We start from the raw sequence: 24,113 nt of genomic DNA, 5'->3' as shown, positions 1-24,113 counted from the left end.
GAACGGGCACGACTCCGCCGTCCTGCGGCGCCGCGCTGTCCATGATGAGGCCCTACAGCCCCGTCACCACCCACTTTCCGCAGGCCTTGCCACGTGTTCGAAACCCCGGGTGCCCGAAACCCGTACGCCTACTGGCCGTTGTCGAGCGTCGTGCGTGACTCCAGGTCCTTGCGGGTGTCGTCGCCGTACACGCCGTTCTCGTCGCCCCGGATGCCGTACCAGAGCTGGAAGCGGGCGACGGCGGCCGTGAGCGTCGCGTCGTACTGGCCGCTGGTCGAGCCGTTCTCGTAGACGTTGGGGATGCGCAGGAGGCGCTGTTCCAGCTCCTTGACCTCGGGACCACTGTCACCCTCGCGGAGGGTGCCGGCGCCGTCCGGGTCGGCAGTCGTGACACTGCCGGCCGTGGCGGACGCCACCGGAGTCGGCGTGCTGATCGGCTGGGCCGTGCTGGCCTCCCCCCTACCCGGCAGCAACAGGGCGCAGGCGAAGCCGACCAGCGCCGCGGCGCTCACGCCGACCACGATCGCGGCCCGGCGCAGACCCGGTCCGAAGGGACCGGTGGCCGGCAGCGGGTGCAACTCGCCGGATACGGGCGGCAGTTCCTGTGTCTCGGCCTCGGAGCCGAAGAACGGCCGGGGCACCGGCACGGACTCGAAGACCGAGGAGTCCCGGCGGGTCTCCCGCAGCAGCTCCGCGAGGTTGTCGGAGCGGCGGCGGCGCAGGACTCGGGCGGGTTCCAGGACCGGGCCGCCGGACGACGATCCCGGTTCGGGCGGTGTAGACACACTGCTCTCCTTCCGTTCCGCGCGCACGGATGTCCGCCATCCCCCTGGAGAGATACGCGCGCGCAGCCGCCGGAGTTCAGCTCGGCCTCACGCTCGCACGAACCGGTGCAGGGACGCCTTCAGCGCGGCGACGAAGGCGTCCCGCCGCGTGTCGTCGAGCGCCTCCAGGGAGAGGTAGGGGTTGAGGTCCTCCAGTTCGACCAGGAGCAGCTCGCCGTCCGGGGCACGGCAGGCGTCGACGCGCTGGATACCGTGGTCGACGCCGTTCCAGTCGATGAAGCGTTGCGCGAACTCCAGGTCGGCGGGGGCGGGTTCGTACGGTTCCAGCTGCCAGCGCTTCTCGGTGTCCGGAGCGTAGAGGGCGTACTGGAAGTCGTGGTCGACGAAGTAGAAGGACACCTCGTACGAGAAGTCGACGCACGGCTGGACGAGGACGCTTCCGTCGGTCAGCGCGGGCAGGCGGTCGGCCGGGACGATCTCCAGCCCTATGGAGTCGGCGCCGAGTTTGGGCTTGACCACATAGCGGTCCGTGCGGGGCAGCCGGTCCAGGTCCTCGACGCGGTCGACGGTCGGAATGACCGGGAACCCGGCGGCGCTCAGGTCGAGGAGGTACTGCTTGCCCGCCATGTCCGCCCGGCCCGAGAGCTGGTTGTAGACACGGGCCCCGGTGCGGAGCGCGCGCTCGCGGAACGCGTCGTACTCCGCCTGGTAGCCGAGGACGGGGCCGCTGTTGCGGACGACGACCGCGTCGAAGCCGGCCATCAGCGCGGCCGCGTCCAGCGGATGACACAGCGCCAGGTCGAAGTCCTCGCGCAGCCGGGAGGTCAGGTCGATGTCCTCGTCGCAGTAGCGGCGCCCGCGCGCGGGGTACGTCAGGTCGGTGACGTACAGGACGCGGGGGCGGGCGAGGGGTACGGAGGGCATGCCGGTTCTCCTTGGTCGAGAGCGTTCACCGAGAGCGTTCGCGCGGAATGATCAAAACGGTCGGCCCGCGGTCACCGGGCGAGCGTTCTGGCTCCGCAGGACGAGCGGATCCTCAACTCGGGGAGGAGTTCGACGTGTTGACGCGGGGCCGGCCGGCGTCCGTCGCCTCGCTCGGCGAGCCGTCGCAGGAGGAGCTTCGCGGCGGACTCTCCCACCGCTCGCTTCGGCGGGGCCACGGCGGTGAGCGGTACGTCGGCGAGCGGGGCGACCTCGTCGTCGTAGGCGATGAGCGCCAGGTCGTCCGGGACGCGGATGCCGCGGGCCTGGAGCCGGGGCACGAGCACGATCGCGTCCTCGTCGCTGTGCACGAGGGCGGCGGTGACTCCGCGCTCGCGGACCGCGTCGACCAGGTAGTCCACGCTCGACTCGTAGTCGCCGTGTTCGCGGACGGACGGGGCACCGCGGGCGTCGTCGAGGCCGAGGGAGCGTACGGCCGACTCGTAGCCCGCGCTGATCTGCGCGGCGTGCGGGCCGTCCTGGAGTACCGCGGTGATCCGGTGATGGCCGAGGGCGGCGAAGTGGCCGACGGCGACCGCGGCTCCGTGGGCGCGGTCGGTGCGGACCCGGTCCAGAGCCGCTGCGGGGTTGCCGGGCGGGGCGGCGCGCTCGACCAGGACGGTGGGCACACCCCGGTCGAGGAGCCGCTGTTCCTGGCCGCCGACGGGGACACCGCCCGGCCAACTGGGCGCGACGAGCAGCCCTTGCGCGCCGCCCGCGAGGAGGTGCCCGGCCTGGACGGCGTCCTCCGTGCCGACGTATCCGGAGACTCCGAGCACCAGTCGGCCGCCCTGCGCTCCCACGGCCTCGCGGGCACCGTGCACTATGCCGGCGAAGATCGAGGCGGTGGTCGGCACGATCATTCCGATCACGACGCCCTCCGCGGACGCGGTGGACCCGGCGGACGCGGCTGGCTCCTGTCGCGTCGCCCGCATCCCGGCGGTGCTCCCGCCGCCCGGCCACACCACCGCGCCGTGCAGCCGGTGCACCCGGCCCTGGCCTGCCAGTGCCTCCACGTCTCGCCTCAAGGTGACGGCGGAGACGCCGAGTTCGGCCGCGAGCTCGGCGACCCGCAGGCTGCCGCGCTCACGGACGAGTTCGAGCACCCGCTCATGGCGCTGGTCGACGTGCGGTCGCATGGGTCCCCCTGGAGGTGAAACTGGTCGCGGTCACTCTATGCGGCGGATCGTATCGATCGTTTTGATCGCATCGGTCGCTCCAGATCGTCAAGGGGACTCAGTTCCCCGCTTGGAGCGCACTGAGTGCCATCCCTGTGGGCCTGGTGCTACGTTCCCGTCCATGAGCTCCAAGCCGCCCATGCGGGACGCCCTGGTGGCGGCCGCCTTCCAGTTGTTCCTGGAGCGGGGCTACGAACAGACCACCATCGACGACATCGTGGCGTTGGCCGGGGTCGGTCGGCGGTCGTTCTTCCGCTACTTCCCGTCCAAGGAGGACGTGGTCTTCCCCGACCACGAACGCTGCCTGGCCGACATGACGGCCTTCCTCTCCTCAGGCGGCGACGAGCACGAACCCGTACGGCGGGTCTGCGACGCGGCCCGGCTCGTGCTGCGGATGTACAACGAGAACCCGACGTTCTCCGTGCAGCGTTACCGCCTCACCAAGAAGGTGCCGGGGCTGCGCGCGTACGAGCTGTCGGTGGTGTGGCGCTACGAACGCGCGCTCGCCGACTATCTGCGCGGGCGCTTCGCCGGGCGGCGCGACGGCACCCTGCAGGCGGACGTGATCGCGGCCGCCGTGGTCGCGGCGCACAACAACGCCCTGCGTTCCTGGCTGCGTTCGGACGGGCAGCGCGACGCGGGGGCCGAGGTGGACCACGCTCTGGGGTATGTGCAGTCCGCGTTCGGACACCCTCCGGTGCGGCCCGTCGGCACACACCAGGAGCAGCTTCCCGAGGACGTCGTGGTGGTCGTCTCGCGGCGCGGGGCCCCGATGTGGCGCGTCGTCCAGGAGATCGAGTCGGCGTTCGGCCGCGACTGAACCGGAAAACACAAGGGTACGCAGTATCTTTACGCCTGGCACTGAGTGCCATACGCTGTAGCCGTGCACGGTGGCACGGCAAGCCGCGCACATGCGTGCCCGGCTCGGCCGCGCGCGCGGGATTCCGGCCGAGCGCAGGGAGTTGACAGCGTGTACCACCACTCAGGATTCGCGACCCGTCCGGCAGTCGGCTCCCCGGCGGGCCTCCTCGATCCGCCCACCGCGGACGGGGACACCATCCTCTTCCAGCGCTGCACCTGGTGCGGGACGGCCATGTACCACCGGCTGTTGTGCCCGGTCTGTCAGGGCGGCGACCTGCGCACGGAACGCAGCGAGGGCACCGGCACGGTCCGCCACTCCACGGTCGTGCACCGCAACACCCCCGCCGCCCGCAATGTGTCGCTGATCGAGATGGCCGAGGGCTTCGTGGTGCGCGGCCGGGTCATCGGCCCGCCGATCGGCATCCACAGCGGTGACCGCGTCCGGCTGTCCACGGCCAAGGACCCGGTGCGCGGCGAGCCGGTCTTCCAGCTCCTCGACGAGCCGTACCGCGCCTGGCACTGACCCTCACCCCGATCGGCGCCGGTCCGTGGACCTGGACCGCGCCCGAACGGCCGTAGCGCGAAGCCGAGTTCAGGCCCGGCCGGAGAAGATCGGCCGAATCCTCCTCCACAGGCAACCCACAGGCTCTGCTTCTCGTCCTCCGGGGCGCGAGAGGCTCCCGTGACACACGGGGTGCCTGAGCCTGGGGTTCGAGGAGGAGAACACATTGTTCCGTGCCCGGCGAATATGGGTCACGGCCGCGACGGTGCTCGCGGTGGCGGGAGGGATGTCCGGGTCCGCGCAGGCGGCGCCACCGTCGGACGCCGGACCGTTCACGGCGACGGCGGCGGCCAACGACGGTACTCTTCCGCCGGGTTGGCGGATCACGGGGAAGGGTTCCGCGCAGCAGCTGGTCTGGCGCTCGGGCACGCGGGTGCCCATGGGGGACGCGCGCGTCGAGTTCCATGCCGGGGGCCGGTTCCTCGGTGTGCCGAAACCGGCGAAGGACGGCCGGACCTTCCGGCTCGGTCTCGGTGCCGTCGCTCCCAAGCGGCTGACGGATCTTCAAGTACTGGCCGCAGGGCGGCGGTTGGACGCCGCAGGTGACAACAGCGGCTCCGGCAAGGGCCGTTCGGAGGTCGCCGCGCAGCCCGCGGCCCCACTCCCGGCCGGGGCGATCGATCCCGGTAAGCCGGGCACGTACCGTACGACGACCGGCGAGTACACGCTCGACTCGGTCCGACTGCCCGGGTATCCGCAGCCGATCGAGATGCAGGCCGTCGTGGTCGCGCCGAAGGGCGCCACCGGCAAGCGGCCGCTCGCGCTGTTCCTGCACGGCCGTCACTACACCTGCTACAAGCCGGGCACCGAGGAGATCACCGGTGACTGGCCCTGCCCCACCGGCCTGAAGTCGGTGCCGAGCTACCGGGGTTATCTGCGCGACCAGCAACTCCTCGCCTCCCAGGGCTATGTCACGGTGTCCATCTCCGCGAACGGCATCAACGCGCAGGACGCCGATGCCGAGGACGCCGGCGCGCAGGCCCGTTCGTCGCTGATCCGGCAGCACCTGGCCCACTGGGCCGACTGGTCCGCCCACCCGGAGACGGCTCCGCCGGTCGTGCGGAACGCGCCCCGGGCCGACCTCTCCCGCGTCCTGCTGATCGGCCACTCGCGCGGCGGCGAGGGCGTCAACCGCGCGGCGATGGACAGCCTCTACCCGCCGCCGGCCGCCCAGGACGGCTATCACGGCCCGGTCCGCTGGAAGATCCGTGGCACGGTCCTCATCGGCCCAACGATCTTCGGCCAGAACCCGGTGGCCGACGTGCCGTCGGTGACGATCCTGCCCGGCTGCGACGGTGACGTCTCCGACCTCCAGGGCGAGGTCTACGTCGACGGCACCCGCGGGGTCAGCAAGGGAACGGCCCTGCACAGCGCGGTCTACGTCGAGGGCGCCGACCACAACTTCTTCAACACCGAGTGGACGCCGGGCCAGGCCCAGGCGCCCGCCGAGGACGACTTCTACGACGACCCCGACCAGCGGGACGCGGTGTGCTCGCCCGGCACAGCGACCCGGCTGACCGCCGACCAGCAGCACAAGGCCGGCTCCACCTACATCGCCACGGCGGCACGGCTGTTCATCGGCGGCGACGACCGGGCGCGCCAGCTCCTCGACGGCACCGGCCGCCGCGCCCCCTCTGCCGATCCCGCGCGAGTGCTCACCCACGCGGTGGGCGCGAACCGCGGCGCCGGCTTCCTCCCCGACGGTCAAGTCACCGTCTCCGGCGGCACGTTGTGCTCCGCGGTGGACCCCGACCCAGCCGTCGCCTGCCTGAGCGACGACGCCAAGGGCATCTCGCCGCACTTCGCGCAGTGGGAGGCCGCGAAGGAGGTCGGCCGCCGCGCCGTCGCCCTGCGCTGGTCCGCCGCCGGTTCGCCGGTGACGGTACGTCCCGGCAAGCCGGTCTCCCTCGGCGGCGCCAAGGGCCTCGCCCTGCGCGTGATCGTGCCGCCCAACACCACCGACACCCAGCTCGACGTGTCCGTGACTGACGCCTCCGGCCACCGGGCGACCCTCGGCCGGGTCCGCGTCGACGGCCTGCCCGGCACCCAGCGCACCGCCTCCTACTGGGCCCGCGAGATCCGCGTACCGCTGGCAGCCGCCTCGCACGCCGGGCTCGACCTGCGCCACACCAAGTCCCTTGACCTGACCCCGCGTTCGCGCTCCGGCCAGGCCTGGCTGATGGACGCCTGGGCCTGGCGCCCCGGCACTCCGGCGGTCACCTCGGCCCCGCTTCCCCGCGTCGACATCGGCCGACTCGCCGTCAAGGAAGGGGACTCGGGCGTGAAGACGTACCGCGTGCCCGTCCAGGTTTCCGGCCACGGCAGCGGCCAGGTCCGGGTCTACGTCCACAACCCGGCCACCGGCGAGGACACTTCACATCTGGTGACGGTACGGCCCGGCGGAAACTCCATCGACGTACCGGTGAAGGTGGAGGGCAACACCCGCTTCGACTACGGCGTCCAGCACGACATCTTCGTGAAGGCGGTGCACGGCGCGGTCGTCGGCGCCCACCGGGGCGGGGTGACCACCGAGAACGACGACCCGATGCCCACGTTCACCGTCACGCCGATCGCGGACCGGGTCACCGAGGGCAAGCCCCTCAAGTGGAAGGTGACGCTGTCCGCGGCCGCCGACGTGGAGCTGAACCCGGCGTTCCTCGTCCAACCGGTCGTCTCGGGCCCGGAGTTGTCCACCCTGGACGTCGACCCGCAGTGGCTCAGCGAGAACTCCGGTGAGGAAGCCGCTCCGGAGCGCCCGCTGTCCAAGGTCCTGGGCCTGTTCCTCTGGACGCCCGTCCCGGCGGGCGAGTTCAGCGGGGAGATCAGCGTGCCCACGATCACCGACCAGGTGACCGAACAGCCCGAGTCCGTACGCTTCCTGGCCGTGGACCAGAACGGCGACCCGCAGAGCGGCGGACCGGAACTGACCGGCACGGTGCTCGACGCGTCGTAGCGGAACGTCGTAACGGATCGTCCGGCGAAACGCCGTGAGAAGTGAAGGGGCCGCAGCGCGAAAGCTGCGGCCCTTTCATCGTGCGACTGACTGCATCGCACGATCGTGCAGGTGCTCAACTCGGCTTCTGGGTCCCGCTGTTCATCTTGGCGCGGTTCTCCGTGAGGAGTTCCTGGACGCGTTGTTCGACCTCGCGGGGGTCGAGGCCGAGCGCGGCGCCGATGTGGGCGGACCACACCTCGGAGCGGAGGTTGGTCTCGAAGTCGAGGTCGGCGCGGACGTTCTCGCGGGTCGCCTGACGGTTCTGGCTCACCATGACGAAGGTCGACAGGAAGATGGCCTCCAGGCTGACGATCATCGTGAGCAGCCCGTACGGATACGGGTCGAAGATTCCGCCCTGCCCGAGGAGCCCTTCGTTGAGGGCGATCCAGACGGCGAACCACAGGGCGTGGATGTAGACGAAGAGCATGGTGCCGGCGAAGGCGGTGATCGCGTCGGCGACCCGGTCCTGGGTGCTGCGCATCCGGGCGAAGACGACGCGCTCCTGCCGCAGCGGCAGGTCGGCCGGGTTCAGCGCGGGGTCCACGGGCGCTCCCTGGGTTCGGTGTGCAAGGGGTTCGTCGTCAGGGGGTGAGCGTCACGCGGATGCCGATGGTGCCGTCGAGCCCACGGCGGAGCCGGCTGCCGAGGAGTGTGATGCGCCCGGTGAGACCGTACTTGCGGGTGATCAGCTTGCGGTAGCGGGCGGTGGTCTCGGCGTCGCAGATCTCGGCGGTGCCGGGGACCTGGTTGCCGGTGGGGTTGCCGCGCAGGTCGCAGGGGCCGACGAGGACGTCGGCGCGGGCCCGGATGCGCTTCACCTTCCAGGAGTCGGCGACCGTCCACACACCGAGGGTCTCGCCGTCGCGGACCACCCACACAGGGGTGGCGACCGGGGAGCCGTTCTTGCGGTAGCTGGTGATCAGCAGGTACTGGCTTGCGCCGAGCCGGTCCAGCGGGGTCTCGTCCATGGTCGGCAGTCTAAGCACCCGCCGATGCCCGCAGGAGATCGAGATACCGGCGGGCGAAAAGGTAGGCGTCCCCGGGCCAGCGCGCCGACAGGTAGGCCCCGTCCCGCACGGCGAACGCGTGCGTGTCGTCGCTCGCGGTGCCACGCCGGGTGAGTTCCTTGGGGCCGCGCTCGAACTGCGCGCCCGGGTCGTCGAGCGCGGCCCGCACCTCGTCCTCCACGTAGGCGGGGTAGGTGCGGTAGTAGCGGCCGAGGCGCCAGGCGGTGGTCAAGTAGGCAGTGCGTTCCATGTACTTGGGCAGACAGGTCGTACGGCGTCCGGCGATGACACTGCGGCCGGTGTCCGGGTCCTGGGTACGGGCCAGCACGAGAACCCCGTGACAGATGGCGCCGACCGGGCGGCCGAGCTTCCAGAACTCCCCCACCTTGGCGCTCAGTTCAGGGGATCCCAGGTACTGGCGCATACCGGGTGCGTGTCCCCCGGGCAGCAGCAGCCCGTCGAAGCCGGTCACGTCCAGGTCCGCCCACGCGACGGTGGCGCTGAACTCCTGTGCGGCAGTGAGCTGTTCGTAGAACCGCTGGGGTTCGTCCTCGGCACCGAGCTGTCCGAAGAGAACGCCGGTCAGCAACCGAGGATCAGCGGCGGGCAGGGTCCCGGCCCGCTCGGTGGCGAAGACGACCTCGTGCCCGGCGTCGGTGAGCAACCGCCAGGGCACGGCGACCTCGGTGACGTCGAAGTCACGGTCGGGGAGCGGCATCAGCACGCGCATGGGGCCATCATGGCAGCCGGGGCAGGTGGTCAGGACGGCACGGCCGGCGGGTCACTGGGGCGCCGACGGCAGGCCTGACGCGGCATTGTCGCGAGGCCTGCTCCAGCGCCGGCGAAGTACTCAGCCCGGCACGCCGACGCGACTCGCTCCAGCACCGCCGCCCCGTTCAACACGGCACGGCCCCCCGGGCCCAGCCCGGCTGCCCCGCTCAGCACAGCCGCCCGGTCACCCCAGGCACCATCGCCCTGCTCAACTCAGCAGAGCCACCCGGCCCGCCTCAACGCCGCACCCCGCTCAGCCCAGCGCCATCCCCATCCGCCGCACCGCTTCCGTGATCACCTCGGGAGACGTCGCCACATTCAGCCGTACATGCCCGGCTCCCCCGGTCCCGAAGTCGATTCCGGGGCTCAGCGCCACCCGTCCCCGCTCCAGAAAGACCTCCGCCGGATCGTCACCGAGGCCGAGCGCCCGGCAGTCGAGCCAAGCAAGGTAAGTAGCCTCGGCGGGCCGGTAGCCGATCGCCGGCAGATGCTCCGCGAGCAGGTCCGCGAGGAGCCGCCGGTTGTCGTCGAGGCCGGCCAACAGCGCGTCCAGCCACGCCGTACCGTCGCGCAGCGCGGCCGTGTGAGCCATGACCCCGACGTGACTCGGACCATGGCCGACCTCCTCCGGAAGCCGGGCCAGGTCGGCGGCCGACGCGGGCCCCGCGACAGCGAGGGCGGCCTTGAGGCCGGCCAGGTTCCACGCCTTCGACGACGACATCAGCGACAGGCCGCTCTCCCCACCCGGCACGCTCAGATACGGCACGAACGTCACGCCCGCGGCAACGACCGGCGCGTGGATCTCGTCGGCGACGACCCGCACGCCGTAGCGCTCGGCGAGGGCGGCGACAGCGGTCAACTCCTCAGCGGTGTGCACCGTACCGGTCGGGTTGTGCGGGCTGCAGAGCAGATACGCGGTCCGTCGCCCACCCTCGACCGCCCGCCGGAACGCGTCCTCCAGCGCGCCGAAGTCGATCCGCAGATCCACCCCCAGCGGAGCGCCCACCACCCGCCGGTCCATGTGCTCCACGAACTGGAAGAACGGTGGATACACGGGCGGATTCACCACCACCGCGTCACCGGCACCGGTCACCAGCCGGAGCATCTCGACGACGCCCAGCATGACGTCCGGCACGATCCGCGTGCGCTCGACGGCGAGCCCGCCCCAGCCCCACCGCTTCTCCGCGAACCCGGCCAGCGCCTCCGCGTAGGCCGTACCGGCGGGATAGCCGGTGTCGCCGAGCGCGAGCGCGTCGGTGACCGCGCGGACCACCGGTTCGGCGAGCGGTACGTCCATCTCGGCCACCCACACCGGCAGCACGTCCTCCGGATACGTGCGCCACTTCATGCTCGTGCGACGGCGGAGGCGGTCGAGCGTGAGGGCGCGCAGGGGATTCGGTTCACCGGACGTGTCCTGCGGGATGCTGGTCATGAGGCACAAGATAGGGGGATGTGCGGTGACCGGGAATCCTGAGAACGGCGCCCTGACGGAGATCGCCTGCGACGAGTCCGGCTCGGACGGCGAGAACCTCACCGGCGGGAACACGGACGTCTTCGCCCATGCGAGTGTGCGGCTCCCCGTGGAGACCGCCGCCGCGTACGTGCGGGAGATACGGCGCCGGATCCGCTCGCCCGCGGAGGAGTACAAGGCGAACCATCTGCTGCGGGACAGACACCGGGCCGTACTGGAGTCGTTCCTCGGCCCCGCCGGACCGCTGCGGGACGGGAACGCCCATGTGCATCTGACCGAGAAGACGTTCTTCGTCGTGGACCGCGCCGTCGACCTGCTTCTCGACGGGGAGGGCGACGGCACCGAGGCGGTCACCCTGTTCCGGGAGGGCCCTCGGACCTTCGGAGAGCGGGGATGGCGGGAGTTCCTCGCCGCCTCCAACCGGTTGCTGCGGGTCAGGAACGACGCGGCGGCGACCGTCCCCGCCGACGTCTTCTTCCGCACGGTCGACGCCCTGCGCGACGAGTACTCCGGTACGACCGCGGGCGTGATCGTGGGGCGGCTCGCGGCGGCCCGGTCGCGCGCGGAGGCGTACCGGGAGCGGATGCGGGACTCGCCGGTGCTGTTCCCCGTGCTCAATCCGCTGCTCCCCGCGATCGTCAGCACGGCCCGGTACTGGCTCGCCGGGGGACGGTCCGTGCGGCTGGTGCACGACCGGCAGAACATGCTCACCCCGGAACGGATCGCCTGGATCATGGAGTCGGTCCCGCTGAGCGACGTACGGCTCGTCGCCGCCCGGTCCGACGCGCGGGTCCAACTGGCCGACTTCCTCGCCGGCATCGCCCGCAAGCTCGCCTCCGACGAGCTGCACGGCCGCGGCGACCCGGCCCTCACGACGCTGCTGCGCCCGTACGTCGGCACGGATTCCGTCTGGGGCGACGAGGGCAGCGGACTCCGGCTGGGTACCGCCGAGGCCAACTCGGCCGTATAGACCGCTCGTTGGTCGCGACTGCTGAAGCCGATCTTCCGTCCGGTGAACACGGGAGCGCCGGGCCACGTATGGAGGAAGGGCACTCAACGACCGGAGGGCCCCGCGGTGTCGCACCGCACGTTCGGGGTTCGGGAGCCAAGCATGAGGCACGCACGACGACGGGTCATCCGGCGAGTTACACGGTTGGCGGCCGTCGGCGGACTCCTGCTGGGAGGTGCCATGGTCACCCAGGCGGCCATGGCCAGTGACTCTTCCGGCACGTCCGCCGCCACGCTCAGCGCGCCACAGACCCCCGCGGACAAGGGTTCCGCCCTGGTGGCGAAGCTCGGTTCGGCCCGTACGGCAGGCAGTTGGGTCGATGCGGGCGGCCGTACGGTCGTCGCGGTGACCGATGCGAAGACGGCGGCCGAGGTGACGAAGGCGGGCGCCGAGGCGAAGGTCGTGCGGTACAGCATGAACGTGCTGAACTCGGCCGCCACGACGCTGAGTTCGGCGCCCAAGGTGCCGGGCACCGCGTGGGCGATGGACTACCGGAACAACAGGGTGCTGGTGGAGGCCGACAGCAGCGTCTCCACCGCCGACTGGAACGCCATGACGAAGGTCGCGACCGGCATCGGCGCCTCGGTCCAGATGCAGCGCACAGAGGGCAAGTTCACGACCCGGATCAATGGCGCGCAGCCGATCCTGTCGACGGGCGGGCGTTGTTCGGCGGGCTTCAACGTGACCGACGGAACGAACGACTTCATCCTCACGGCCGGGCACTGCGGGCCTGTCGGGTCCATCTGGTTCGCCAACAACCAGGGCGACCAGCAGTTGGGCAAGACGGTCTCCGACAACTTCCCCGGCAGTGACTTCTCCCTGGTGCAGTACGCGAGCGGTTCCGCGGGCGACGGCGCGGACGTCGTCGCGATCGGCAACGGCAGTGGCGTGACCATCACGGGCCTGGCGGACGCGGCCGTGGGCGAGAAGGTGTTCCGCAGCGGCAGCACCAGCGGGCTGCACGACGGCGAGGTGACCGCGCTCAACGCGACGGTGAACTACCCGGAGGGCACGGTCACCGGTCTCATCCAGACCACGGTGTGTGCCGAACCGGGCGACAGCGGCGGCCCGTTGTTCGCCAACGGCATCGCGCTGGGCGTGACGTCGGGCGGCAGCGGTGACTGCACGGCGGGCGGCACGACGTTCTTCCAGCCGCTGACCAAGGCGCTCGCCGCACTCAACGTGAAGCTGCTGGTCGCGCCGAAGACGGCCGCCTCACCCGCGCCGTCCGCCTCGGCGGCCGGCAGCGGGGCAGCCGCCGGTGCGGCCACGCCCGGGACCTCCGCGCCTGCGACGAACACCGCGGCGTCCGGGTCGACGACGCTGGCGGCCCGGCTCACGGACCCGAAGAACGTGGGTCCCGGTCTGCTGGTCATCGCGGGAAGTCTGATCGCGCTGGTGGCGACGCGCTGGATCCGCGCCGAGCAGGACCGCAAGGCGTTCCAGCGGCACTACTCGGCGATGTGGGGCTGATCACTCAAGGGAGTCGACGGGGGTGATCAGGTCGGTCGGGTCGACAGGGGCTCGGCCGGCTGGACCGGGGTCACGAGGAAGGCCGGGCTGCGCGATACCGATAACGACAACGACACCTGCGTCGGTCGACAGCGGCGGCGCTCAGGCCGCCTCAGCCGGCTGCGGAGCCGCGGCGGCCCATTCCATCACAAGCCGTCGGTATTCCTCGCGCTGCTCGACGCTCAGTGTCCCGCCCGATCGGTGCCACAGGGCCCTGATCTCCTCGTTGACCTCGGCTGCCGATCGCTCGGTGGCTGATTCAACGCTGGTGGACATGGTGTGAAGCATACGTCGCCGAAGGTGAAGGCGATGTGAGTAATCGCGAGCTAACCGGACATATCGGACCGTGTTACTGATCACGTCATCTGTCAAGCCCCGTAACGCAATTCACACCTCGGCCACACCCAGCACCAGCACCTGGATCGCCAACACCGCCGCGCCACGCGCCCAGTCGTGGAAGTCGGACACCTTCGTCTCCACGTCGAGCGGGGCGGCCAGCGGGTGCCGGTGGGCGCGGAGCGTGTCGTCCACCGTCTTGCCGGCGACATCGATCAGGCCGACACCCTCACCGGCGAGCAGGATCTTCTGCGGGAGCACGAAGTTGGCGATCTGGGCGACCAACGTGCCCAGCGCGCGGGCCGCTTCGTCGATCACGCGGGCGGGCATGGACTCACCGGCGGCGGCGCGGGCGAGGATCTCCTCGTAGCCCAGGTCGAGTCCGGTGGCGGCCCGGATCTGGTAGCGGATGCTGGGGATGGTCAACAGCGAGACGGCGCTGCCCCGTTGACCGGCGGGGGTGATCGGGCCGTTGGGGTTCAGGATCCAGTGCCGGCCGAACCCGCGGTCCTCCTCGGCGTACGGCACCCGCTTGCCGCCGAGGACGAGACCGTAGCCGATGCCCGCGCCGATGGTGAGGACGACGAAGCGGTCGAGGCCGCGCCCGGCGCCGAACCAGGTCTCGGCCTCGACGAGGGCGGCCACGTCGTTCTCGACTACGACCGGCAACCCGGTTCGCTCCTCGACGAGTTGGGCCAGCGGGACGTCGCTCCACTGCAGGAAGGCCGACTCCCCCACCACGGCACGGTCCTGGACGAGTCCGCCGACGCCGATGCCGATGCCGGTGAGCGTGGGGAACCGGGCGGTGAGTTCACCGGTCATCTCGCCCAGCAGATCGGCCACTTGGGCGGGATCGTGGGTGGTGAGCGGCCGGTCGAGGCGGGCGACGATCTCGCTCCTGAGGGTGGTGACGACGCCGTAGACCATGTCCTCGGTGACCTTGAACCCGACGAACGTGCGTGACTCGGCGACCACGTCGAGGGGCTGGGAGGGGCGGCCCTGGCGGACCTCGGCCGGGCCGCCGCCGTCGGGGACCTCGACCAGCAGGCCGGATTCGGTCAGCGGCTTGGTGAGGCGGGTGAGGCTGCCCGCCGAGAGATCGAGCCGGCGCGCGAGGTCGGTGCGCGACAGCGGGCCGTGGACGAGCACCTCGATCGCGACGGAGCGTTCACCGGGGCTCAGCGGCTGCCAGCTGGCGGCACGTGTGGTCATGAGGGTCACACTCCCACAAGGTTTCCCTCCCCGAGGTTTCTTTTCCTCTGGAAGTAACAGGGCCACTCTACGACCACAATCCCGCACAGAGAAGATCCTTGCACGACTATTGACGCCTGGATTCTTTCGTGGCGAAAGTAAGTGGCCCGAGGACGAGCCGTCGTAGACAAGGGAGTCTCCAGATGACCATCGCCTCAAGCAGTCCCCCGACCCGTCGGCCGCGGGCCCGCGAAGACAGCGGCGACGGTCGGCTGGCGGCGGTCTTCATCGCCCCGGCCCTGCTGGGCTTCCTGGTCTTCCTGCTCTGGCCGACCCTGCGGGGCATCTATCTGAGCTTCACCCGCTACAACCTGCTGACCCCGGCGAAGTGGGTGGGCCTCGACAACTACGACCGGATGGTCCACGATCCCATCTTCTGGTCGTCGTTGAAGGTCACCGTCGAGTACGTCCTCATCAACATCGGCATCCAGACGGTCACGGCCCTCGCCATCGCGGTCCTGCTCCAACGGCTCACCCAGTCCGCCCTGTTGCGCGGGATCGTGCTGACGCCGTATCTGATGTCGAACGTCGTCGCCGGCATCGTCTGGCTGTGGATCCTCGACACCCAGCTCGGCATCGGCAACGAGATCATCGGCGGGCTCGGCTTCGAGCACATCCCGTTCCTCGCCGACAAGACCTGGGCGATCCCGACGATCGCCCTGATCAACGTGTGGCGGCACGTCGGCTACACCGCGCTGCTGCTGTTCGCGGGGCTGCAGGCCATCCCGGGCGACATGTACGAGGCGGCGAAGGTGGACGGCGCGAGCGAGTGGCGCATGTTCTGGCGGATCACGATGCCGCTGCTGCGGCCGGTGCTCGCGGTCGTGCTGATCATGACGGTGATCGGTTCGTTCCAGGTGTTCGACACGGTCGCGGTGACCACCGCGGGCGGCCCGGCGAACGCGACGAACGTCCTCCAGTACTACATCTACGGCTCCGCCTTCGGACGCTTCCAGTTCGGCTACGCGTCCGCGATGTCCGTGGCCCTGCTGATCGTGCTGAGCGCGATCACGTTCCTCCAGTACCGGCTCACCCGCGCCGGCCAGACCGACCTCGGCTGACCGGAAGGAGTCGACATGGCCACCCTCACTACCACACCCAACGTGCCCAACACCCCTACGCCTACGGCACAGCAGGAGATCGTACGGCCGCCCCGGCCCCGGCCCTCCGTCGGCAAGGTCGCCGCCTGGGTCGCGATGACCGCGATCATGCTGATCACCCTGCTGCCCTTCTACTGGATCCTGCGCACCGCGCTCTCCACCAACACCGGCCTCGCCGCCCACCCCTCGGACCCGCTGCCGGTCGACTTCACCACCGGCGGTTTCGAGCGGGCCCTCGGCCTCCAGTCCACCAAGGAGGCGATCGCACAAGGCGGTTCGGGCGGCGGGCTGAAGTTCTGGCGCTATCTGCTCAACTCGGTGATCGTCTCGACCCTGATCACCGTCTGCCAGGTGTTCTTCTCCGCGATGGCCGCCTACGCCTTCGCCCGGCTCCGCTGGCGCGGCCGGGACCGGATGTTCGGGCTGTTCCTGGCCGGGCTGATGGTGCCGGCGATCTTCACCCTGCTGCCGAACTTCGTCCTCATCAAGCAACTCGGGCTCGTGGACACCCTGTTCGGGATCGCGCTGCCGACGATGTTCATGACGCCGTTCGCCGTGTTCTTCCTCAAGCAGTTCTTCATGAACATCCCGCGCGAGGTCGAGGAGGCCGCCCTGCTCGACGGCGCGGGCAAGATCCGCGTGTTCTTCCGGGTCCTGCTGCCGATGGCGTCCACGCCGGTCCTCACCCTCGGCGTGCTGACGTACATCACGTCCTGGAACGACTACTTCTGGCCGCTGATGGTGTCCTACAGCGACAGCTCGCGCGTGCTGTCGGTGGCGCTGGCCATCTTCCGCTCGCAGACCCCGCAGACCGGCTACGACTGGTCGGGCCTGATGGCGGCGACCCTGATCGCCGCGCTCCCGATGCTCGTGCTCTTCGGGGTGTTCGCGCGCCGCATCGTGAGTTCCATCAGCTTCACCGGAATCAAGTAAGGGGCAGGGCATGCGATTTCGTACGGTCATGGCACTGACCGGGGCGCTCGCGCTGTCCCTGACGGCGGGCTGCGCGAAGGGCGGCTCCGTGGGCTCGTCCTCGGACACGGTGACGTACTGGCTGTGGGACTCCAACCAGCTCCCCGCCTACCAGGCCTGCGCGAAGGACTTCGAGCGGCAGAACCCCGGACTCAAGGTGAACATCACCCAGTTGGGCTGGGCCGACTACTGGACCAAGCTCACCGCGAGCTTCATCGCGGGCACCCAGCCGGACGTGTTCACCGACCACATCCAGAAGTTCGGCCAGTTCGCCGACCTCAAGGTGCTCCAGCCGCTGGACGACCTCGGCATCGACGCGTCCGCCTATCAGCCCGGTCTCGCCGCCAACTGGCAGGGCCAGGACGGACATCAGTACGGCACGCCCAAGGACTGGGACACGGTCGCCCTCTTCTACAACCAGAAGATGGCCAAGTCGGCGGGGCTGAGCGCCGACCAGCTCGACAGCCTGTCCTGGAACCCGACGGACGGCGGCACCTTCGAGAAGGCCATCGCGCATCTGACCGTCGACAGGAACGGCAAACGCGGCGACGAACCGGGCTTCGACAAGCACCACGTCAAGGTGTACGGCATGGCCACCGGGGGCGCCGGTGACTCCGACGGCCAGACGACGTGGAGTCCCTTCACCGCCTCGGCCGGCTGGAACTACACGGACAAGACACGCTGGGGCACGAAGTTCCAGTACGACAGCAAGACCTACCAGTCGACGGTCAAGTGGTACTTCGGCCTGGCGAAGAAGGGCTATCTCGCGCCGTTCACGGACTACAGCGACGGCGCCAACCCGCCCAACGCGCAGATCGCGGCGGGCAAGGCGGCGACCGCGTTCGACGGCGCCTGGATGATCTCCACGTACGCCGCGGCCAAGGGAATCAAGATCGGCACCGCGTACACCCCTACCGGTCCGACCGGGAAACGGGCGACCATGATGAACGGACTGGCCGACTCGATCACCAAGAACGCCCACAACAAGGCGGGCGCACGGAAGTGGGTGACCTACCTGTCGTCGAACAACTGCCAGAAGACGGTGGGGAGTTACGGCATCGTCTTCCCCGCGACCCCGGACGGCACGAAGGCCGCCGTCGCCGCCTACAAGAAGAAGGGCATCGACGTCACGGCCTTCACCCGGCCGGTCGCCGACAAGAAGGACTTCGCCACCTTCTCCTTCCCGATCACCAACTACTCGGCGGACGTGTACGCGTTGATGCGCCCCGCCATGCAGGACGTCTACGCCAACGACGCACCGGTGAGCGGCCTGGGCAAGACCAACAAGCAGATCAACTTCATTCTCGGTCAGTGATGTTCGTTCAGTGATTTCCACTCAGGGAAATCCCCGTCAGAGAAGGACACGCACCCATGACGTTCTCCCTCGGCATCGTCGGAGCAGGCCAGTTCTCCGGCCAGTTCGCCCGACTGTTCCAGGCCCACCCGGGCGTGAGTGAGGTCTATGTGACCGACCTCCTGCCGGAGCGGGCGGAACAACTGGTCGCCGAACAAGGGCTGGCGGGCACTTTCCCCTCCTACGAGGCGATGCTGGAGTCGAAGGCCGTCGACGCCGTCGCGATCTTCACCCAGCGCTGGACGCACGGCCCCCTGGTCCTCCAAGGGCTCGGCGCCGGCAAGCACGTGTACTCCGCGGTCCCCATGGCGATCAGCACGGACGAGATCGCGGCGATCATCGACGCGGTCAAGGCGACCGGACTGACGTACATGATGGGCGAGACCAGCCAGTACAACCCGGCGACCGTGCACGCCCGCAACCAGATCGCGGAGGGCGCCTTCGGGCGGATCTTCTACGCCGAGGGCGACTACGTCCACGACATGGATCTGGGGTTCTACGAGGCGTACCAGTACAGCGGCGGCGACAACTGGAAGGCCACCGCCAGCTATCCGCCGCTGCTGTACCCGACGCACTCGGTGGGCGGGGTGCTCGGCGCGTGGCAGACACACGCGGTGAGCGTGTCCGCGATCGGTGTCGTCGACGAGCGCGGGGACGGGGTCTTCGACAAGGACGTCAGCCAGTTCGGCAACGACTTCTCCAACGCCACCGCGCTGTTCGAGGTCGCGGGCGGCGGCTCGTTCCGTACGAACGAGTTCCGGCGGGTGGGCTATCCCTCGCAGATCCGGGAGTCGCGTTTCCGGTTCTTCGGCACGGACGCGAGCATGGAGCAGCTCGCGACGGTGGCCTTCTGGCAGGACAAGAAGGGGGTGCAGGACATCAGCGAACTGCTGGAGCCCAAGCCCACCATGTCTCCTGACGATCCGTCACTCCAGCACATCGCGCCCGACCTCCGGGCCGCCTTCACCTCCGGCTCGGCGCCGGTGCACGACCGGTCGCGGCTGCCGCGGGAGTTCGACAACCTGCACAACGGCCACGAGGGCAGCCACCACTTCCTGGCGGACGACTTCGTGACCGCGGTCAACTCCCGCACCCTGCCCAGCGTGAACGCGTGGGTCGCGGCCCGCTACACCCTGCCGGGCATCATCGCGCACGACTCGGCACGGCAGGGCGGGGCGCGGCTGGAGATCCCGGACTTCGGGGACGCGCCCGCGTAACGGGGTTGGTGCGCAAGCCGGGTGACTGTTCGTCAGTTGCCCGGCCTACGGCTCTGTCAGGTACCCGGCTTGCGGCCGTACACGAAGACGTCGTCGCCGTTCTTCAGCAGCGACCAGTACTTCTTGGCGGTGGCCGGGGTCATGTTGACGCAGCCGTGCGAGCCCGGCGGGTTCCACATGCTGAGGTTGACCGAGTGGAAGGCCTGGCCGCCGTCGAAGAACTGGCTATAAGGCATGGGCACGTTGTAGATGTTCGAGACATGGTCGATGTCCCGCCAGTAGATCTTCTTCAGACCGGTGCGGGTCTCGTAGCCGTTACGGCCGGTGCGCACCGGGACCGGGCCGTAGACCAGCCGGCTGCCGTCCTGGATCCAGCTGATCTGCAGCGTGAGGTTGACGCAGGCGATGCGGCCCTTGTTGGTCGGGCACTTGCCGGCCGCGTTCGGCTTGTTGCCCACGGCCTTCTGCTTGTTCATGAGGTCCATCACGCCCCAGGTGACGGATCCCGCGTAGCCGATGTTCGGCGTGATGCCGTGCTTGGTCTGGAAGGCCTTGATGGCCTTGCAGTCGGCGGCGGACTGCTTCCCGTCGACCGGCCGGCCGAGGAACTTCTCGACCTGCTTCTGGTACGGCCCCGCCTGCGTCGTACAGCTCGTCGCCGCCTGCGCCGGAGCGCCGCCCAGCGCCAGCGTGAGCGGTGCCACCAGCCCGGTGATACCGAGCGCCATGACACCTCGTCTGCGTATGTCCCCCATGACGTGCCCTTCCCCAACCCATTGTCCGGTCCTGCGATCTCTGCCAGCTAGACCGGTGTACCCGGGTGGCGGTTGTAGACGCGGACACGCTGCAACGAAACGGTGACTTTCCTCGTCACCCGGTGACATTTCCGGACGCAGGGGTCTCGGTGCCTACGGTTGCGTGGTCTTGCCCTGGGGCGGTCCTCGGTACATTTCCCCTCAGGCCAGTTTCCCCGAAGTGGACCGATACCCCGGCCACCCCCTCGTCCTACGCTGCCGCCCATGCACCGCACTCTCGCCGACGATCTCTCCCGGCTCCCCGCCCTCCTCCAGTCCGCCCGTGACATGGCCGCCCGTGAGCTGGACGGGATGGCCGAGCGGCCGGTCGCCCGGCTCGACAAGGCGCCCGACAGGGAGCCGCTGCCGGTCGAGGGGGCCGGTGGCGAGGCGGCTCTCGCGCGGTTCGCCGAACGGTGGGCGCCCGGGCTCTCCGCGTCGGCGGGCCCGCGCTACCTCGGCTTCGTGACCGGTGGCGCCACGCCCGCGTCGGTCGCCGGGGACTGGCTGACCAGCGCGTACGACCAGAACGTGTCCGGTGCGGCCGGTTCCTGGGCGGCGGCGCTGGAGCGGGAGACGGTGGGCTGGCTGCGCGAGCTGTTCAGGTTGGGCGAGGCGCACTCCGGGGCCTTCGTCACCGGTGCGACCGTGTCCAACACGGTGGGTCTCGCCGTCGCCCGCGAGTGGCTCGGCGAGCGCCGGGGCGTGGACGTGTCGCAGGACGGGGCCGCCGCGCTCGGCCCGGTCGACGTGCTCTCCGGCAGCCCGCACTCCAGCGTCCCGAAGGCGCTGTCCGTGCTGGGCATCGGCCGCGACCGGATGCGGTACGTGCCCGTGCTCGCCGGGAACCGCGAGGCCGTCGACGTGGCCCAACTCGACGCCGCGCTCAGCGAGTTGAAGGGCCGCCCGGCGATCGTCGTCGCGAACGCCGGCACGGTGAACACCGTCGACTTCGACGACCTGCGGGCGATCGCCGCCCTCAAGGCACGGCACGACTTCTGGCTGCACGTGGACGCCGCGTTCGGCGGCTTCGCCGCGCTCTCCCCCGCGTACGCCCACCTCGTCGACGGCCTCGACGCGGCCGACTCGGTCTGCGTCGACCTCCACAAGTGGCTCAACGTGCCCTACGACGCGGCCGTCCAGTTCACCCGCCGCCGCGACCTCCAGACCAGGGTGTTCCACAACGCGTCCCCGTACCTCGGCCCGCCGACCGGCGACCCGGACTTCCTCCACCTCACCCCCGAGAACTCCCGGCGCCTGCGCGCCCTCCCCGCGTGGTTCTCCCTCATGGCCTACGGCCGTGCCGGGCACCGCGAGATCGTCGAGCGCAACGTGGCTCTCGCCTACCGCCTCGGCGAGGGCATCGCCGCGTTCCCGGGCCTGCGGCTGTCCGCACCGGTCCGGCTGAACGTCGTCTGCTTCACCCTCGCCGAGAACCCCACACAGGAACGGGTGGCCGCCGTCGCGGAGGCCGTGGCCGCCACCGGCGAGGCGTTCCTGACGCCGACGGTCTACGACGGGACACCCGCGCTGCGCGCCGCGTTCAGCAACTGGCGTACGTCCGAGGCCGATACGGACCGGGTGCTGGCGGCGCTCGCCTCACTGCGCCTTGGACCCGCGCTCTGAAAGGGACAGCCGGAACCCGGTGTTGACCGCGGTGAGCCCTCCGTCGACGGCGAGGGTGGTTCCGGTGATCCAGGATGCGTCCCGCGAGGCGAGGAACGCGACGGCCGCGGCGATGTCCTCGGGCTCACCGACCCGGCCCAGCGGGAACAGCCCGCTGACGGCGTCCAGTTCGTCGTCGCGCCCCTCCCACGCGGAGGTCCGTACCGTGCCCGGCATCACCAGATTGACCCGCACACCGCGTCGGCCGGCGTGCCCGGCGAGGGTGCGGGTCAGCGAGGTGAGTCCGGCCTTGGCCGCGCTGTAGGCATGGTTGCCGAAGTCCTGAGCGCCGTTCACGGAACCGATGTTGACGATCGCCCCGCGTCCCGAGGCGACCAGGTGCGGGAGAGCGGCACGGCAGCACCGGTACGTTCCCGTCAGCGTGATGTCGAGGTCGCCGGCCCACTTGTCCTCGGGCTCGTCCTCGAAGAGCGGGAGGTCGGGCGTGCAGTGCGCGGCACTGTTGACGAGAACGTCGAGCGCCCCGAAGGACTCGACGGCCCGGGCGACGGCCCGCTCCACCGCCTCCCGGTCCCCCACATCACAGCCGAACGCCTCCGACGCCAGCCCGAGTTCGCGCAGTGCCGCCGCCGTCTTCTCCGCCTCGGGCAGATCGACGTCGGTCACCAGCACCCGCGCCCCCTCCTCCGCGAGCCGCCGGGAGATGGCCGCGCCGATGCCGCGGGCCGCACCGGTGACGAGAACTCCGTACCCTTCGAAGCGCGTTGTGTCAGTCATGCGGCCGAACGTACTGCCGGAACGATCAACTCGGCAGATAGCGTGCGGACATGAACGCGTTCATCCAGCAACTTCCCGCGCTCATCGGTGTCGTGATCGGCGCCCTCGGCTCGTACGTGGCGATCGTGCGGGGCGATCGGGCGAGGTTCCGCCGTGAGCGGGACGCCCGTTGGGAGGAGCGGCGGCTTGAGGTGTACGCCGAGTACGCCAGGACCCTGAAGAAGTCCGTGACCCTGACCTACCGGGTCGCCTCCCATTTCGGCAACGACCCGCATCCGCACCCGCTGTCCCCGGCCGAGGCGGAACCGCTGCTGGCCGAGGCGACCGTGGACCGGGATCCGCCCGGTGAGGCGCTGCTTCTGCTGGGGAGTACGGAGGTGGTGGACAAGGCCCGGGCGTGGGTCGGCGCGGTGATGGAGATGGAGCGGTTCATGCGTGCGGAGACCCACGACCCCGAGGCCTGGCGGGAGTTGATGGATCGTCAGCGCTCCAGGCGCGAGGGCTACTACGCCGCCGTACGGAACGATCTGGCGCTCCCGCCGGGCCACTCGGGACGCTGGCCGGTGACGCGGGTCTGACCTCTCACCTCACCGATACCCACTCACATCCGCAGGTTTCCCCACGTCCTGCACCTCCACCAGGTACCGCCACGCGTCCGGACGGCTGCCGTCGAGGTCCGTGAAGCCGTACACCGGGGCGAGTCCGCCGCTGGACAGCGACTGCCCGTTCCAGCGGGCCACTTCGGGGTCGGCGGTGAGGGCGGCGACGGCGCGGCCGACATAGCGCGGGGTCTCCGAGATGGCGAAGTGGGGGACGCGTTCCAGGGCGTCGCGCCAGTTGTCCTCGCGTACGCCGAACTGGTCGAGCATGATCTCGGAGCGCAGCCAGCCCGGGGTGAGCGCGAGGGCGGTGGCGCCGCGCGGGCCGAGTTCGTGGCCGAGGGCGAAGGCCATGCGCAGGACGGAGGACTTGGCGAGGTCGTAGAAGAACGAGACGCGGTAGGTGTCGCGGTTGTACTCGGCGGTCCCGTCGGTCATCTCCACGACCAGGCCGCCGGGCCTGCGCAGGAGCAGGGGCAGCGCGTGGTGGCTGGTGATCGCGTGCGTCTCGACCGCCAGCCGGAGGATGCGGAGCCCGTTGTCGAGGTCGTGTTCCCAGACGGGGGTGTCCCAGGCGAAGAGGTGCTCGCCGCCCCAGATGTCGTTGACGAGGACGTCCAGGCGGCCCTGTTCGTCGTCGATACGGTCGACGAGCGCCCGGACGGCCGAGGGTTCCAGGTGGTCCGTGGGGACGGCGATACCCCTGCCGCCGGCCGCCGTGACGAGGTCGGCGGTGTCCTCGACGGTCTCGGGCCGGTCGTACTCGGAGCGCTGGGCGCGGGTGCTGCGCCCGGTCACGTAGACGGTGGCGCCGGCCGCGCCCAGTTCCACGGCGATCCCGCGTCCCGCTCCGCGCGTCGCCCCCGCGACCAGCGCGACCTTGCCTTCCAGTGGACCCGGCATGTCCGGCCTCCCGTGCTCGTTCGACTCGCTGTCATGTCGATCGTGCAGGAGA

Annotated in this window: 23 protein-coding genes; 11 read left to right on the top strand and 12 right to left on the bottom strand. The window is 70.2% G+C overall.

The window, feature by feature from the left end; genetic code table 11:
* Positions 1 to 128: 128 nt before the first annotated feature.
* From ACGFY9_RS22350 to ACGFY9_RS22340, 3 genes are all read right to left on the bottom strand, one after another.
* Positions 129 to 785 (bottom strand): peptidoglycan-binding protein, encoded by a 657-nt coding sequence (locus ACGFY9_RS22350; RefSeq protein WP_393756577.1) that lies wholly within the window; start codon positions 783 to 785, stop codon positions 129 to 131.
* Positions 786 to 872: 87 nt separating this feature from the next.
* Positions 873 to 1,709 carry a hypothetical protein gene (locus ACGFY9_RS22345; protein ID WP_393756575.1) on the bottom strand — a complete coding sequence of 279 codons (837 nt, stop codon included), beginning with the start codon at positions 1,707 to 1,709 and terminating at the stop codon, positions 873 to 875.
* A 71-nt stretch (positions 1,710 to 1,780) separates the two neighbouring features.
* Complete coding sequence (locus ACGFY9_RS22340; RefSeq protein WP_393756573.1) at positions 1,781 to 2,905, bottom strand: substrate-binding domain-containing protein; 1,125 nt, start codon at positions 2,903 to 2,905, stop codon at positions 1,781 to 1,783.
* 178 nt (positions 2,906 to 3,083) lie between these two features.
* Between ACGFY9_RS22340 and ACGFY9_RS22335 the strand changes: the two genes are divergently transcribed.
* From ACGFY9_RS22335 to ACGFY9_RS22325, 3 genes are all read left to right on the top strand, one after another.
* On the top strand, positions 3,084 to 3,764 hold the full coding sequence (locus ACGFY9_RS22335; protein WP_393756714.1) for a TetR family transcriptional regulator: 681 nt from the start codon (positions 3,084 to 3,086) through the stop codon (positions 3,762 to 3,764).
* Between the two features lie 150 nt (positions 3,765 to 3,914).
* Entirely contained in the window at positions 3,915 to 4,328 is a 414-nt protein-coding gene (locus ACGFY9_RS22330; protein ID WP_033280331.1) for a Zn-ribbon domain-containing OB-fold protein, read from the top strand.
* Between the two features lie 205 nt (positions 4,329 to 4,533).
* Entirely contained in the window at positions 4,534 to 7,320 is a 2,787-nt protein-coding gene (locus ACGFY9_RS22325) for a hypothetical protein (protein WP_393756571.1), read from the top strand.
* 115 nt (positions 7,321 to 7,435) lie between these two features.
* Here ACGFY9_RS22325 and ACGFY9_RS22320 read toward each other — a convergent pair whose 3' ends face one another.
* The 4 genes from ACGFY9_RS22320 to ACGFY9_RS22305 all read right to left on the bottom strand — a co-directional run bounded on the left by ACGFY9_RS22320 (position 7,436) and on the right by ACGFY9_RS22305 (position 10,572).
* The gene (locus ACGFY9_RS22320; RefSeq protein ID WP_393756569.1) at positions 7,436 to 7,906 is read right to left on the bottom strand and encodes a DUF1003 domain-containing protein; all 471 of its coding nucleotides are present in this window, start codon (positions 7,904 to 7,906) and stop codon (positions 7,436 to 7,438) included.
* 37 nt (positions 7,907 to 7,943) lie between these two features.
* Entirely contained in the window at positions 7,944 to 8,330 is a 387-nt protein-coding gene (locus ACGFY9_RS22315; RefSeq protein WP_393756567.1) for a PPOX class F420-dependent oxidoreductase, read from the bottom strand.
* Between the two features lie 10 nt (positions 8,331 to 8,340).
* Positions 8,341 to 9,099 (bottom strand): type 1 glutamine amidotransferase domain-containing protein, encoded by a 759-nt coding sequence (locus ACGFY9_RS22310; protein ID WP_393756566.1) that lies wholly within the window; start codon positions 9,097 to 9,099, stop codon positions 8,341 to 8,343.
* 294 nt (positions 9,100 to 9,393) lie between these two features.
* A complete protein-coding gene (locus ACGFY9_RS22305) occupies positions 9,394 to 10,572 on the bottom strand; it encodes a MalY/PatB family protein (RefSeq protein ID WP_393756564.1) in 1,179 nt (392 codons plus the stop codon).
* Between ACGFY9_RS22305 and ACGFY9_RS22300 the strand changes: the two genes are divergently transcribed.
* Together ACGFY9_RS22300 and ACGFY9_RS22295 are read left to right on the top strand one after the other, a co-directional pair.
* Entirely contained in the window at positions 10,571 to 11,581 is a 1,011-nt protein-coding gene (locus ACGFY9_RS22300; protein ID WP_393756562.1) for a hypothetical protein, read from the top strand. The two genes, ACGFY9_RS22305 and ACGFY9_RS22300, sit on opposite strands and share 2 nt — an antisense overlap.
* Positions 11,582 to 11,722: 141 nt before the next feature.
* Complete coding sequence (locus ACGFY9_RS22295; RefSeq protein WP_393756560.1) at positions 11,723 to 13,093, top strand: S1 family peptidase; 1,371 nt, start codon at positions 11,723 to 11,725, stop codon at positions 13,091 to 13,093.
* 141 nt (positions 13,094 to 13,234) lie between these two features.
* Here the strand turns inward: ACGFY9_RS22295 and ACGFY9_RS22290 are convergent, their stop codons facing one another.
* Together ACGFY9_RS22290 and ACGFY9_RS22285 are read right to left on the bottom strand one after the other, a co-directional pair.
* On the bottom strand, positions 13,235 to 13,420 hold the full coding sequence (locus tag ACGFY9_RS22290) for a hypothetical protein (protein ID WP_327399287.1): 186 nt from the start codon (positions 13,418 to 13,420) through the stop codon (positions 13,235 to 13,237).
* 99 nt (positions 13,421 to 13,519) lie between these two features.
* On the bottom strand, positions 13,520 to 14,680 hold the full coding sequence (locus ACGFY9_RS22285; RefSeq protein ID WP_393756558.1) for an ROK family protein: 1,161 nt from the start codon (positions 14,678 to 14,680) through the stop codon (positions 13,520 to 13,522).
* A gap of 182 nt (positions 14,681 to 14,862) precedes the next feature.
* Here ACGFY9_RS22285 and ACGFY9_RS22280 point away from each other — a divergent pair, with 182 nt between their 5' ends.
* From ACGFY9_RS22280 to ACGFY9_RS22265, 4 genes are read left to right on the top strand one after another with little or no spacing between them, the layout of a single operon-like run.
* The gene (locus ACGFY9_RS22280; RefSeq protein ID WP_393756556.1) at positions 14,863 to 15,780 is read left to right on the top strand and encodes a carbohydrate ABC transporter permease; all 918 of its coding nucleotides are present in this window, start codon (positions 14,863 to 14,865) and stop codon (positions 15,778 to 15,780) included.
* Positions 15,781 to 15,795: 15 nt separating this feature from the next.
* Complete coding sequence (locus ACGFY9_RS22275; protein WP_393756554.1) at positions 15,796 to 16,752, top strand: carbohydrate ABC transporter permease; 957 nt, start codon at positions 15,796 to 15,798, stop codon at positions 16,750 to 16,752.
* Between the two features lie 10 nt (positions 16,753 to 16,762).
* Complete coding sequence (locus ACGFY9_RS22270) at positions 16,763 to 18,106, top strand: ABC transporter substrate-binding protein (protein WP_393756552.1); 1,344 nt, start codon at positions 16,763 to 16,765, stop codon at positions 18,104 to 18,106.
* Between the two features lie 56 nt (positions 18,107 to 18,162).
* Positions 18,163 to 19,362 carry a Gfo/Idh/MocA family protein gene (locus ACGFY9_RS22265; protein ID WP_393756550.1) on the top strand — a complete coding sequence of 400 codons (1,200 nt, stop codon included), beginning with the start codon at positions 18,163 to 18,165 and terminating at the stop codon, positions 19,360 to 19,362.
* 56 nt (positions 19,363 to 19,418) lie between these two features.
* Here the strand turns inward: ACGFY9_RS22265 and ACGFY9_RS22260 are convergent, their stop codons facing one another.
* Positions 19,419 to 20,117, bottom strand: a complete 699-nt coding sequence (locus tag ACGFY9_RS22260; RefSeq protein ID WP_393756548.1) for a L,D-transpeptidase family protein — start codon at positions 20,115 to 20,117, stop codon at positions 19,419 to 19,421.
* A 264-nt stretch (positions 20,118 to 20,381) separates the two neighbouring features.
* On the opposite strand from ACGFY9_RS22260, the gene ACGFY9_RS22255 reads away from it, so the two are divergent.
* The gene (locus ACGFY9_RS22255) at positions 20,382 to 21,782 is read left to right on the top strand and encodes a pyridoxal phosphate-dependent decarboxylase family protein (protein WP_393756546.1); all 1,401 of its coding nucleotides are present in this window, start codon (positions 20,382 to 20,384) and stop codon (positions 21,780 to 21,782) included.
* Here ACGFY9_RS22255 and ACGFY9_RS22250 read toward each other — a convergent pair.
* Positions 21,756 to 22,559 carry an SDR family NAD(P)-dependent oxidoreductase gene (locus ACGFY9_RS22250; protein WP_393756544.1) on the bottom strand — a complete coding sequence of 268 codons (804 nt, stop codon included), beginning with the start codon at positions 22,557 to 22,559 and terminating at the stop codon, positions 21,756 to 21,758. The two genes, ACGFY9_RS22255 and ACGFY9_RS22250, sit on opposite strands and share 27 nt — an antisense overlap.
* 50 nt (positions 22,560 to 22,609) lie before the next feature.
* Between ACGFY9_RS22250 and ACGFY9_RS22245 the strand changes: the two genes are divergently transcribed.
* Positions 22,610 to 23,137, top strand: coding sequence for a hypothetical protein (locus tag ACGFY9_RS22245; RefSeq protein WP_393756542.1), 528 nt, complete (start codon positions 22,610 to 22,612; stop codon positions 23,135 to 23,137).
* A 9-nt stretch (positions 23,138 to 23,146) separates the two neighbouring features.
* Here the strand turns inward: ACGFY9_RS22245 and ACGFY9_RS22240 are convergent, their stop codons facing one another.
* The gene (locus tag ACGFY9_RS22240; RefSeq protein ID WP_393756540.1) at positions 23,147 to 24,061 is read right to left on the bottom strand and encodes an SDR family oxidoreductase; all 915 of its coding nucleotides are present in this window, start codon (positions 24,059 to 24,061) and stop codon (positions 23,147 to 23,149) included.
* Positions 24,062 to 24,113 lie beyond the last annotated feature (52 nt).

Source organism: Streptomyces sp. NPDC048504 (assembly GCF_043200035.1).
In the GTDB taxonomy this organism is placed as follows: domain Bacteria; phylum Actinomycetota; class Actinomycetes; order Streptomycetales; family Streptomycetaceae; genus Streptomyces.
The sequence above is the reverse complement of the archived record's forward strand: the minus strand, read 5'-3'. Positions and strand labels throughout refer to the sequence as shown.